Origin of the sequence: Microcoleus sp. N3A4 (genome assembly GCF_036701805.1) — a bacterium.
In the GTDB taxonomy this organism is placed as follows: domain Bacteria; phylum Cyanobacteriota; class Cyanobacteriia; order Cyanobacteriales; family Microcoleaceae; genus Microcoleus.
This window is the reverse complement of record NZ_JAUBRJ010000080.1, coordinates 23980-35838: the sequence shown is the minus strand read 5'-3', so window position 1 is coordinate 35838 and position 11859 is coordinate 23980. Positions and strand designations below refer to the sequence as shown.

Sequence of the window (11859 nt, the reverse complement as noted above, 5' to 3'; positions counted from 1 at the left end):
CAAAACCATCCTTAAATGTTAGGCATCTTTTGTCACTAGAAAGCGCCCAGCCGGATTGTTTGTATTCGACGGAACGACTGTACTTCTTGAACTGCGGGTAGCCCTTTTTTCCGGGCTTCTTGGCTTTGCAATTGGCGAAGAAACGTTGGACAGCAAAAATAGCACGTTCCGCCGAAGCTTGACGTGCCGTTGAGTTAAGCTTGCCTGCCCATTCAAATTCTTTCGCCACAACGGCGCATTGTTTGTACAGGTCTACTAACTTAATCCCTTGATTGTCTACCCAATGTCTAAGAGTTTTGTTTCTGACAAATTGAGCCGTCCGAATCATGTCGTCGATGATTCGATATTGCTCCGCTTTGCCTTTCAACTTAAACTCTAAAACTATCATTAGCAATAGTCCGGACACTTTTTCTATAGCCCAATGGCTTATTCCCTAGGAATTTGAGGCGAGGGTGGATAATTAAATCAATGTCACCTCTACCCCTGACTTGCATTTAATTCGACTTTTTTATGATGCTTGCTCTGTAAGGCTTGTAGTATCGTTCCAAAAACTGTCCGGAGTATTGATTAGAATAGTTTATCACTTTTGCCAAAACTTTTACCTATAAGTCTGTATACTTAACAAGTCTCCACACTTCTCGTAATTAAAGCCGTCCTATAAGGACGGGGCTTTAGACCCAACTTTCTGGTAACAAAGATTGACGCTATGCGACTATTTAAGTTTTTTCGCCCCGCACCTCGAACCGGTGCTCGTTGGTTCGCCGTAATTTTAGGAATGACGATCGCCCTGAGCGCTTTAGCAATCAATCCTGCACCCGCTACCGCCGCTGATGGCAAAAATCCGCCTTCCTTGCGGGAACAGCCCCAAACAGCCGTGCAAAAAGTACAGTTGCAGAGTTCCCCAGCCACCGCCCCGAATCCGCAACTGTTAGCGCTGCCGAACCCGCAACTCCCGGGGGATACCGGCAGTTTTGTGACGGCGGCAGTCGATCGAGTCGGGCCAGCAGTTGTTCGCATTGATACCGAGCGCACAGTCAGCCGCAACCTCGACCCGTTAATGGAAGACCCCTTCTTCCGCAGATTTTTGGGAGAAGATTTACGCAGCATGACCCCCAGACAAGAACGGTTGCGCGGTCAAGGTTCGGGCTTCATCATTGACAAAAGCGGGATTGTTTTAACCAACGCTCACGTAGTTGACAAAGCCGATCGAGTAACTGTCACCTTAAACGACGGCAGGACATTTCCAGGAGAAGTGCAAGGTACTGACGAAGTAACAGATTTGGCTGTTGTCAAAATTAATACTAAGGAAGTTAACTTGCCCGTGGCAACCCTAGGAGATTCCGACGCGGTGAAAGTGGGAGATTGGGCGATCGCCGTGGGCAACCCCCTGGGATTTGACAACACCGTCACCTTGGGCATTATCAGCACCCTCAAACGATCCAGTGCAGCCGTCGGCATTCCCGACAAGCGGCTCGATTTCATTCAAACCGACGCCGCCATCAATCCCGGCAATTCCGGCGGCCCGCTGTTAAACAGCAGAGGAGAAGTGATTGGCATCAACACGGCGATTCGGGCGGATGCAATGGGTATTGGGTTTGCAATTCCGATCGACAAAGCCAAGGCCATCTACGCGCAGCTAGCCAAGGGAGAACAAGTCAGCCATCCGTTTTTGGGAATTCAGATGATTGCTTTGACTCCTGAAATGGCCAGAGAGAATAATTCTGACCCCAATGCTCCTTTGATTGTGCCGGAAGTTAAGGGGGTGTTAGTGATGCGAGTTGTGCCAAATACGCCTGCTGAGGAAGGGGGGATTCGCAAGGGAGATGTCATCGTTCAAATTGACGGCGAGGGAGTGACTCAGCCGGAACAGTTGCAAAATTTGGTGGAAAACAGCCAAATCGGTCAAATTCTGAAACTGAAGGTGCGCCGCGGTTCCCAGACGAAAGATATTGCGGTTCAAACTGCTCAAATGAGGGATTTTTAGGGAATAAGGAGAAGGGGGGAAACTGTTAGAAACCCCTTTCCTTCTTCCTTCTTCCTTCTTCCTTCTTCCTTCCTCCTTTCTTCCTTCCTCTATATGACAAGAATTCAGCTTGCATATCCCAAAATTCCAGATAGTAAAAATTGCCCTAACGAACAATGTATAGCTTTTGAGAAGTACGATGGCACTAATTTGCATTGGGTTTGGGAAGTTGAACTCGGTTGGTATGCTTTTGGTACGCGCCGCAGTAGATTTGATTTGGATGAGATGGGAATTGCAGAATTTAATGCTGCACATCCAGGTTTAGAAACAGCACCTGAAATATTTAAGAGAGATTTTGCTAGTCCGTTAGAGTCTATATTTCGAGAGAACGAACAGTATCACTGTGCTGAAATTACTGTGTTTACAGAGTTTTTGGGTGCTAATTCGTTTGCGGGAATGCACCAAAAGGACGATCGCAAACAACTGGTGCTTTTTGATGTGGAAACCGATCGCGGTATGGTTATTCCCGATCGGTTTATTCAGGATTTTGGTAAATTAAATATTGCGCGAGTGATTTATCGCGGCAAACTGACGGGCAAGTTTATGGACGATATTCGCCAGGGGAAATACGGTGTGGATGAAGGTGTTGTGTGCAAGGGAGGCAGCAATGCTAATAATCTGTGGATGGTGAAGATTAAGACTGATGCGTATATGCAGAGATTGCAGCAAGCTTTTCAGGATGATTGGGAAAATTACTGGGAGTAATATCAAATCTGAAGAGTAACTTTTTTCGGCTAGTTTTCTAATAGGTGGGTTGCAGCCAGGTAAGTATAGATTGGATCGGCTGGGGGTCTTAAGGTGAGAAAGTGGGAATGATGGGATGGGATGAGTCGGTGATGAGGCAGATTGTAGCGTCAAAGCGTGTGAGGGCATCCAGAAAAGTTTGGCTAAAACCTTGGGTAGGGGCGATCGCGTCTTCGTAGAAAATGAGGATGGGGTATTTTTCCCAGTCTAGGATTTCCTAGATTTTGAGTTCCGTGAGGGTGCGGGGCGATGCCTTCTGTGGATTTGGGGCAGTGGTGTTTTTTGACGAGTTGCAGGTAGATGTCGGCGGCGGGGCGATCGGGGTTATCGAATTTGCTGCTGTCGATGCAGAGGAGTTGGAGGGAAGGCGTGGAGGTTGGTTTCGGTGAGTTGGGTTTGCAGGAGTTGGGCGAGGTTGAGGGTTTAGATATTAAGTAGTAGGACACAATTAATTACACAAAACTATGGGCTACAAGCCTTGTCTAGCAAAGAATCAGTGTGTAATTAATTCTGTCCATTTACTTACTATGCTAGGATTGCACTTTATATCACCAGTGTTTTTGAATCCTTTGCTTTTATTGAATGATCGTGGGTTACTTTATCATTATGGATCTCGCTTAGATTCTGTCCAAGATAAATTTGGGGAGTTGTAGTAGTGGAAGTCGAATTTGGTCATGTTAAGAAATACGATACAGTAAGGGGCTTTGGCTTTGTAAGCCGCACATTTAGGAATGCTAATCGGCGACATGAAAATAATGTTTGGTTTCACATCACAAAGATCAAGCGTGATTACCCCAATCTGGCAAAAGAATTAGATGCTGGTTCGTTGGAGATTAATTTTTGGTACGAAGTTGATAATAGCGATCGCGAAAAGGTCAGTAAAATCTGGCTAGAGCCACAAGACATTCCTAAGCAGCAACGAGACAGTTTAGTTGCTTATATTGAGCAACTATGGTGCAATCATGATCGCGCCCTTCCTGAATGGCTAGATTCCATAACAATTGTTGTGGTTGGACAAGTTCGCAAAGATGAGTTGAAGCAACTTTATGATGATCAAATCCGTAAGCGAAATGAAGTAAAAAAGCAAGAACAAATACAGATACAATCTCGACTTAAACAGGCGATGCAGAGTAACAATCAAACTCAATCGTCCCCAGATCGAGTGCAAGGACATCTGAATAATATAAAAAATAATGCAATTCCATCAGCTAGAGATCGTTTTCGTGCCGAGAGAGGAGTGATTGAGGCAATTTTCTCTAGTGATGAGATGCACGGCTTACCTCGTGAATTGATGAAAATTGTTCGACGATGCCCAAGGGAAAGTAGGACAAACCTACTTTCTCTTACACCAGGTGGCAGTGACGTAGTAGTTGCTTATAGTCTCGGTGATGCTATTTTGTATGACTGGATTAAGAATGTTGAGTGGTACATTGGATCATTCGAGCGGGATGACCCCGGTTTTCATTTACACATTCAATCAATATATGGGCGTTTTTCTGAATATCCGAGCGAGGGCAGGATTGGTGTGTTTTGCCCAATATGGGATCGTGACAAGGATGGAGCATTGAAGGATGCCATTAAAGCTTGCTTGAAAAGATATCAAGAACAGATTAAGATTGGTCATAAAACCTTGCATGAAGAAGCAAAAAAGTATTGGAAAAGCTATGGTCTTTCCGATCGAGAAGTTGAAAACTTGCCGACGCTTTACAAGCAGTATATGAAGGAAAAGGATGATAACGAAAACTTAATGCTTTTCTAGTTGCTTATCTAACAATCCGATGCAACGGACAATAATATGCGGCTTACATTCTGTTCCATCGCCGCCAACGCCAACCGCGCCAAGGCTGTATCAATTGCCTCTCGTTGGTCTAAAATCTCCTCATCCGCCTTCCAGTCATACACCCAATCGACAAACTGCCCGTATAACCCCGCCTGCGTTTCCGGCAAACCGCCCCCCGTCTGCCAAATTTGACACAACATCCACAACCGCAAGGGATTCTGAATCAACTCCTTGAGACGGGAATTTTCCGACTGTGCTAACGCCGCCTCTAAACTCTCCCCCGTCGCCGCATCCCCCATCCCCGCAAACCAACGGCGAATATATCCGTCCGTTACCTGATGATTAAACCGCAGAGGCCACAGAGTCAGAGAAGATAGAGATGAATAATTCTGATACCAACGGATTCGATCTAACGCTCATTCTTTTGCATTACCCTACTCTTCAAGTTCTAAATATCGAGCCAAAATTTGTTGAATTTCTTGGAGTTGTTGCAACTCCAATTGCCCAACACAGCGCACAAGTCTGCGTTTATCAAACGTCATCGGATCGATGCACACGATAAAACTTTCGCTATTGAGACCATTGATAGTCGAAGGAATCACAGGCAAAACAACAGGCCGTAAACCATCGTTGGGAACAGCAGAAGTGATGGGTAGAACAGTTACCTTGCTGCGTTGATTAAAAGCAGTTCCTGAAATAATTACTGCTGGTCGAGTCTTACGGATTTCTGTACCAACTGACGGATCGAAAGTTACAAGCCAGATGCTTCCCAGTCGATAATCGCTGCTTGCTGCCATGCTTCATCCTCATCGGTTAATTGATCGCTCAGTTCATCGAGCAATAAACAGGCTTCTACCATTGCCTGCTGTTCTTGTTGTTTGCGCCATGCTTGCAATAAAAGCTCAACTAGCCGACTGCGATTTTCTACACGCTCGTCAATGTAACGCACTAGCTCATCTGGCAAAGAGATAGATACTTTCATATTATTTATGCCACTCTTAATACTACCAATGGTAGCACATCTATCGAGCAGATAGCAAGCTGATGAAGTAGAGCAGCAGCAACGCCGATATTGTCTGATTCCGATCGCCCCCTACACAAAATTAGCCGGATCTTGATCTCGCCGATGCTTCAGCAGAATCGGAGAACCTTGACCATCACCCACCAAAGCCGCCGTTTCCTCCAAAGCTTCCCTCAAGCGCTTGGCCGCGTAAATGGACATATCGCGGGGCACATTCACCCGATCGCGCAAATACCGCAAAGCCGCATCAGAACCAGCCGGCGGCGTACAAACTTCGCCAGTCATCATCAAAGTTAAAGCACAACGCAAAGCCTCATCAAATAAGTTGTCATCAGCAGGATTGACTCGAACGATGTTGCGCTGGTGCTTGATAACGCGGTGAAGTGCTTCAGCGCGGGAGGTTTCCGGTTCTGGGTACATCACATCCGGGAGTCCAGCCCAAGGCCCATTATCCACGCGGGCTTTGTTGAGCAGCATCTGCGCTTCGCCATTTTCATAACACCCGCCCATTTGAGGCGGTAAATCGTGGACGTGGGTGTGAAAATCGCTCTGAGTACCGCGATAGGTAGGGCGGCTTTCCATCGCTGCAAACCAGTCCGCAAAGCGCGGGTTTGCTTCGCGCATCGAGTAGCCTTTGTAGTAGTAAAGACTGGCATTCATCCGTTCGACATAGGGCGTAAAGATGACATCCGCAGTGCCAAATTCATCAAGGAAATAAGGCCCCGGAGTGCTAGCCAGAGCTTTTTCTACGTGGGTGACGACGCTGATAAATTGCTCGCGGTTGTGTTGTTCTGCTTTGGCTGAACTTGCTGGGTAGCACAGCCAAGTGCACCAGGCTCTAAATAGCAGTCGCTCTAACCGCCGCAGGGGTATTACTGCCGGGTTTTCCATGCCCAAGCCCAAGGGGCCGTAGACTCGTTCGAGGGCGATTAATATGTCATCGCTTTCGGTGATGGTGCGGCCGTCTAGTTCGATCGCCGGTAGCATTCCCGATGGTACTTTCCGCTTGTACCAAGTTTCTTTTTCCCCATAGCAGAACATGGTAACTTTGTCAATACGGTAGGGGATTTCTTTTTCTTCCAGCCACAGCCAGATTTTTTGGCAGTAAGGACACCAAGCGTGGTTGTCGCGGTACAGGGTAACTCGCACATCGGATTCGCTTTTACCGAAGAGGCGCAAGCGGGATTGGGCGTTGGTGGGGCCGTTGACGCGATCGACTTCAAAGTCTGTGAGGGCTTCTAATTCTGTCCAGCTTAGGGGGGTCATGCGATTTTAGATTTTAGATTTTAGATTTTAGATTGGAGAATTGAAGACAGCGACTTCTTCGTGGCAATAATAGAACTTACGCACCAACTCAATCTGTAGGGTGCGCTGTGCGCGCACAGCGCACCCTACCCATAGTGCATTCAACTATTTTTTGGTCTTAGTCCTGAATAAGATGGTTGGTTCTCAGTTAAAAAAGGCTTTGAGCACTTCAGTCCTCACTGCAAACTTAACTACAATTAAGGCGACAATTGGGCAGGGGGTGGGGTGTCTTGAATTTTAGCCAGTGCTGCTTTCATTTCGGGAGTGGCTAGCAACTTTTGGGTATCTGCAATTAAACGATCGCCCCAGAGATTTTCTTTGAGATATTCTACGGTAGCATATCGTTTGTCGAGTTTCAGAGCTGCTTCTCCCATCGCGAAGCCTTTTTCTTTGTCACCTTTGGTGTAAAATGCTACTGCTAGAGCTAGCATTGATTCTGCTGCTTTGTTGTCGATCGCGATCGCCTGTTCCCAGCGTTTGATAGCGCCATCGGCATCTCCCATTTCGTATTTGACTAATCCGATATTGTTGATAGCGGGCCAAAGGTTTTTTTCTAAAGCAAAGGCTTTTTCGTATTGGACGATCGCCCGATCGAACCGCTTGAGCTTGTAAAAAGCGTTGCCCAAATCAAATAATGCGCCCGGAGTGTCTGGTTTTAGTTTCAATCCTGCTTGCAAGTATTCGGCTGCTTTCTCATAGTTTGCTTTCCGAAAGTGAGCTTCTCCCAAGACAAATTTAATTGAGGCATTTTCTGGCGACAGAGATTGAGCTTGCACCAAAGCTTCAATGCCTTTGTCAAACTGCTCGACTTGAAGGTACAAGCTGCCTAACAAAGTCCAAGTTTGAGCATTCTTGGGGGCTAACTGTGTGGCGAGTTCGGCTCTGGGGACGGCGAGTTGGTACTGCTGGAGTCTGGCTAACTGAACGGCTTCTTCTGCAAGGCTCAAGGCAGTTTGTTCGAGTTGGGCCGAGTCGATTTGCAGGGTGTAAGGCAGGAGTGCCTGACAGGCAGCCGGCTCGGGCACTGCCCCCAAACCGAGTGCGAGTAGCAGAGATAATAGTAGAGGAATCCGATTAGGCACGCGATCAGCCCCAGCAAAAAATATAAAGGTTTCTCGATCGCCTATGATAACCCATAATTCTCCACAAAAGCCTCGCAGGACTAGATTATATTAATGGCGATCGCGCTAGCTTCTTGCACTCCTAAAATATTTGCCAAACCTTCGCCGCTGCTCAAATACCGCCATTTCCGCCTTTAGCAAATCCGTTGGTAATTTTCAGATCGGTAAAATTAACAATAGGAGTTGTCAGCGTCGGAGGATCGGTGACATCGTTTCTTCTCCAAAAAATCGCTTAGTATTGTTGCCGCTAATTCCAAAATCATTGCCGATAAAATCGAGATTTTTAGTAATAATTGGCAAGTCAGCATTGAGAGTAATGTTGTTGACTCAAGTTACTGTATCGCCGTCATTCGATTTTAGATTTTAGATTTTAGATTTTGGATTGACCCACGGATCGAGCCGGGGGTTTGAGGATTTTAGATTTTAGATTTTGGATTGATTCCACGGATCGAGCCGGGGGCTTTTACCACCTTTGAAATTCGCTTGTCATGAGTAATTGTAAAGATAATTGGGTGAATTTTTCTGAACCGCTGCTACCCCTGTATGTTCTGTTGAATTCGCTCTAACAATTGTGCTGCCGATAAGGAAGAAGGCAAAATTTTGGCAGATACTTCTTGCAGCAGAAAGTCGATCGCCTCGGATTCGGAATTTACAGCAGACCGATCGTCCCAGACTAAAATTGGCAGTTTTACTGCCATTTGCCGCAGGTTCGATAGGGCCTGCAACATAGCGGTTGATTCTGAGGGGGCATCTCGCAAGCACAGCAAAACTAAGTCAACGCTTTGATATTGCAACTGCTGCAAAACTTCTGACCAGCAGGGAGCGATCGACCCTCGAAATCCTGCGGTTTGGATGTACTGAATCAAAGCTTGAAGGTTGGGAGTAGAAAACTGGGAATTGGGAACCGGAATCTCGGCTTTTGTCGATCGAGCGCGATTTTCCAATTCTCCCGTCGGGTTCCCCCCAGCAGTGCGGTGCAAATCGGGTAAAGTCGAAATGTCGGCAAATAAAATGCTGGGCTTCCAACTCATGCCAGCAGCGACTTGAATCACTTGCCACAACGCACTGGCCACCAACCCGGTGCCAGAAGTTTCACTGTCCTCGGGACTGCCGGTAGCCAAACAGGGAAATACCGATAATCCTTTGACTTGATTTGCCAGTTGCGTAGTTGTGGGGTCTAAAGTCACCAAGGGGAGAGAACCCAAATTTCGAGACCGACTTAACTGTTCGATAAAAGCTGAGGGGTTTTGCAGTTGACTTGTACTGTCCAAGACGATCGCGTCGGGCCGCCAAATTCGAGCAACGAGTTCTGCTTGGCCGAGGTCGTCTGCTTCTAAAACCCGGCAGTAGTTGGGGTTGAGCAGTAAAGCGGAGCCTTGAGAGGAACTGTTTTGCGGGCTGAGCCACAACACGGTTAAAGAACTCCTCACTTTGGCGGTACTGCCATTACTGTGACCGATCGAGTCGGCCAGCAGCCGCCGCAAAGCGGGTTCTTCCACCGGCAAGCTCAAAAAGCCTTCGGCTCTGTTGACACTGGCCCGTTCTTTTTCGCCTCTGGTGGATGTGACGATCGCCGGAATCGATCGGGTATCTGGATCGCTCTTGAGCAGCGTCAGCACGTCCCAACCGGACAGCAGCGGCAGCAGCGGGTTGAGGAAAATCGCTTCTGGACTGAACCTGCGGGCTTTTTCCAGGGCTTCGGTGCCGGAACGGGCGACTATTACTTGGTAGCCCAAACCCGAGAGGACGTTGGTTAAATCTTCGATATATTTGGGAACTGCTTCGACTATTAATACTAAACGAGAGCGAGAATTGGCGATCGGAATCTGATATTTGGGTTTTAATAATTCTTCCTCGTCGGTTCCAGGTACTGCGGATTCTTCCCTGCTGTTTCCCGGAGGATTTGGGGGCAGCAGCAGGGTAAATTGAGAGCCTTGATTTTCTGAGGAAATAAACGAAACGTCTCCGCCGTGGAGACGGGCGAGGCGTTGAGTCAGTACCAGTCCCAGTCCGGTTCCTTGAAAGCGCCTGGTGAGGGGGCTTTCTAGCTGTTGGAATTTCTGAAAGATCAGGTGCTGTTTGTCGGCGGGGATGCCAATGCCGGTGTCCCAAACTGTGAATGCGATCCAGCCTTCCCAAACATTTACTTTTAATCCGATTTTGCCGCCGAGTTCGGTGAATTTTAAAGCGTTGGAAAGGAGGTTGACGAGCATTTGCCGCAGTCGCAGTTCGTCGGCAATTAAGTGGCTCAACCCTGGTTCTATTTCGAGTGTAAATTCGATTTGGGCGGAGGGTTCTGCGTTTGCTGCGGCGTTTGTTTTGCTCGGCTGGGGAGAGGATTTTTCTTCTTGCTGTTGCAGTTGTTGGGCTTGTTCAAAGGATCTTTTGCAGGTGGCTGCTATTTCTACCGATTCGGGAATTAGTTCTAGCTGCCCGGTTTCCATTCGGGTCAAGTCTAAAATGTCGTTAACTATTGTCATCAAATGCCGCCCGCTTTTATGGATTAGTTTGGCGTAGCGGGTTTGGCGATCGTTAAGTTCTCCGATCAATTTATCTTTGAGGAGGCTGGACAAACCGAGGACGGCCGTGAGCGGGGTTTTTAGTTCGTGGCTGATGCAGGATAAAAATTCGTCTTTGAGTCGGTTGAGGTGGATTAAATCTGCGTTTTTTGCTGCTAGTTCTTTGGCGACTAAATGTTCTTCGGTGACATCTTGTCCCATTACTAAAATTAGCTGCTCAGAGAGCGGTTGTTTGACAAATTGCCAGATCCGTTGTTGGCCTTTTTGTACGGGACACTCGCAAATGTAGGTATCTGGTTTGCCGGCGGTGGGACACCAAGCTGGAGCGGTTAAGGTTGAGGGGGAGGCGGCGGCGTACAGGGGCAGCGGGCAACTGGTGGGTGCGGTTGAATCGCGATCGCCCCTACTTGCTCCTACTAGGCTCATACACTCTTGGGTGATGGGTTCTACCTGCAAGTTCTGGTATTCGGTTGTTAAATGGCTGGGTTTGTGGGGCGAGTGTTTGCCCAAATTTGCTGCTGGTTCTGGAACTGGTTCGGGGCCTGCTCCCAGCAAAATCCGCCACGCTGCGTTTTGGCTGACTATTTGTGCGGTGGGGGTTTGCAATCTCAGGGGCAGGGGCAGTTTTTCGAGGAGTTGGACTAGGGAGTTCAAGTTTTCCGAGGGTTTCAATCCTGCTTCTAGAAAGCGCACTTGAGCGTCTAGGGCGGTGGCGATGGCTGCAGAAACGGGCATTAATTCGATTTCTTTGACTGCTGTTGGCTCTTCTGTGAGGCTGCCGAGCGAGCTGCTGTTGAGTGCGGCGAATTGCAGCAGGCTCAGGCTGTCTAGCATTCCTAAAAATTTACCGCTGGCATCTGTCAGGGCGATCGGGCGGTTTGAGGATCTGCCGGCGGTTTGGTGGTTTGTCAGGGCTGGGTTTTTCAGTGCCTCTGTTTGCAGGTACTGCCAGAATTCGCTAACGCTCAGAGCGGCGGGTAATGCCGTGACTGGTTCGATCGCGATCGGGCTTTCTGACAAAGGTAGCTGCCCGTCGTTTGTTCGATCGGCTCCATAAGCCCAAAGGCTGCGGAGGTAAACTAATCCCAGGGGCTGTAGCTGTTCGTTGACAACTGCGACTCGATCGCAGTTGCACTGGCTGAAAATTGACCGCAGCGATTCTAGTGCCGCCGTCGGTGGGCACAGCGGCACTGGCTCGATAAAGTTTTTGAGACTGGGGCTGGTGGTTGGCATAACAAACCTGAGAGTCTGCTATCTATAGCAGTAATATTTTTGATACCCAATGTAGCTATGAATTTCTGTATCTTATTTGTTTTATATCAGCTCGCTATCTAGCCCGGGCTCTG

General features: G+C 47.9%; 11 protein-coding genes and 1 pseudogene. 3 read left to right on the top strand and 9 right to left on the bottom strand.

Translation table 11 applies throughout. The features are described 5' to 3' along the window. Positions 1–388, bottom strand: a pseudogene (locus QUA56_RS30975) (RNA-guided endonuclease TnpB family protein); the annotation flags it as partial. A 318-nt stretch (positions 389–706) separates the two neighbouring features. On the opposite strand from QUA56_RS30975, the gene QUA56_RS30970 reads away from it, so the two are divergent. After that, positions 707–1984, top strand: a complete 1278-nt coding sequence (locus tag QUA56_RS30970) for an HhoA/HhoB/HtrA family serine endopeptidase (RefSeq protein WP_333366085.1) — start codon at positions 707–709, stop codon at positions 1982–1984. 93 nt (positions 1985–2077) lie between these two features. Next, positions 2078–2728, top strand: a complete 651-nt coding sequence (locus tag QUA56_RS30965) for an RNA ligase family protein (protein WP_333366082.1) — start codon at positions 2078–2080, stop codon at positions 2726–2728. Between the two features lie 88 nt (positions 2729–2816). Here the strand turns inward: QUA56_RS30965 and QUA56_RS36985 are convergent, their stop codons facing one another. Together QUA56_RS36985 and QUA56_RS36980 are read right to left on the bottom strand one after the other, a co-directional pair. Beyond that, positions 2817–2933, bottom strand: coding sequence for an NACHT C-terminal alpha/beta 1 domain-containing protein (locus QUA56_RS36985; RefSeq protein ID WP_445242965.1), 117 nt, complete (start codon positions 2931–2933; stop codon positions 2817–2819). Further along, positions 2911–3213: an NACHT C-terminal alpha/beta 1 domain-containing protein gene (locus tag QUA56_RS36980; protein ID WP_445242964.1), complete on the bottom strand. Its 303-nt coding sequence runs from the start codon at positions 3211–3213 to the stop codon at positions 2911–2913. The genes QUA56_RS36985 and QUA56_RS36980 overlap by 23 nt, the downstream gene beginning before the upstream one ends. Positions 3214–3422: 209 nt before the next feature. On the opposite strand from QUA56_RS36980, the gene QUA56_RS30955 reads away from it, so the two are divergent. Continuing rightward, positions 3423–4526, top strand: coding sequence for a hypothetical protein (locus tag QUA56_RS30955; protein ID WP_333366074.1), 1104 nt, complete (start codon positions 3423–3425; stop codon positions 4524–4526). 8 nt (positions 4527–4534) lie between these two features. Here QUA56_RS30955 and QUA56_RS30950 read toward each other — a convergent pair whose 3' ends face one another. From QUA56_RS30950 to QUA56_RS30925, 6 genes are all read right to left on the bottom strand, one after another. Further along, the gene (locus QUA56_RS30950; protein WP_333366071.1) at positions 4535–4846 is read right to left on the bottom strand and encodes a hypothetical protein; all 312 of its coding nucleotides are present in this window, start codon (positions 4844–4846) and stop codon (positions 4535–4537) included. Between the two features lie 135 nt (positions 4847–4981). Continuing rightward, positions 4982–5344, bottom strand: coding sequence for a type II toxin-antitoxin system PemK/MazF family toxin (locus QUA56_RS30945; RefSeq protein ID WP_333366069.1), 363 nt, complete (start codon positions 5342–5344; stop codon positions 4982–4984). After that, entirely contained in the window at positions 5299–5529 is a 231-nt protein-coding gene (locus QUA56_RS30940) for a hypothetical protein (protein ID WP_333366066.1), read from the bottom strand. Before QUA56_RS30940 ends, QUA56_RS30945 begins: the two co-directional genes overlap by 46 nt. Before the next feature lie 111 nt (positions 5530–5640). Then, the gene (locus tag QUA56_RS30935) at positions 5641–6834 is read right to left on the bottom strand and encodes a glutathione S-transferase family protein (RefSeq protein WP_333366063.1); all 1194 of its coding nucleotides are present in this window, start codon (positions 6832–6834) and stop codon (positions 5641–5643) included. Between the two features lie 236 nt (positions 6835–7070). Next, positions 7071–7955 carry a tetratricopeptide repeat protein gene (locus QUA56_RS30930; RefSeq protein WP_333366060.1) on the bottom strand — a complete coding sequence of 295 codons (885 nt, stop codon included), beginning with the start codon at positions 7953–7955 and terminating at the stop codon, positions 7071–7073. 572 nt (positions 7956–8527) lie between these two features. Beyond that, a complete protein-coding gene (locus QUA56_RS30925; protein ID WP_333366057.1) occupies positions 8528–11746 on the bottom strand; it encodes an ATP-binding protein in 3219 nt (1072 codons plus the stop codon). Positions 11747–11859: the final 113 nt, after the last annotated feature.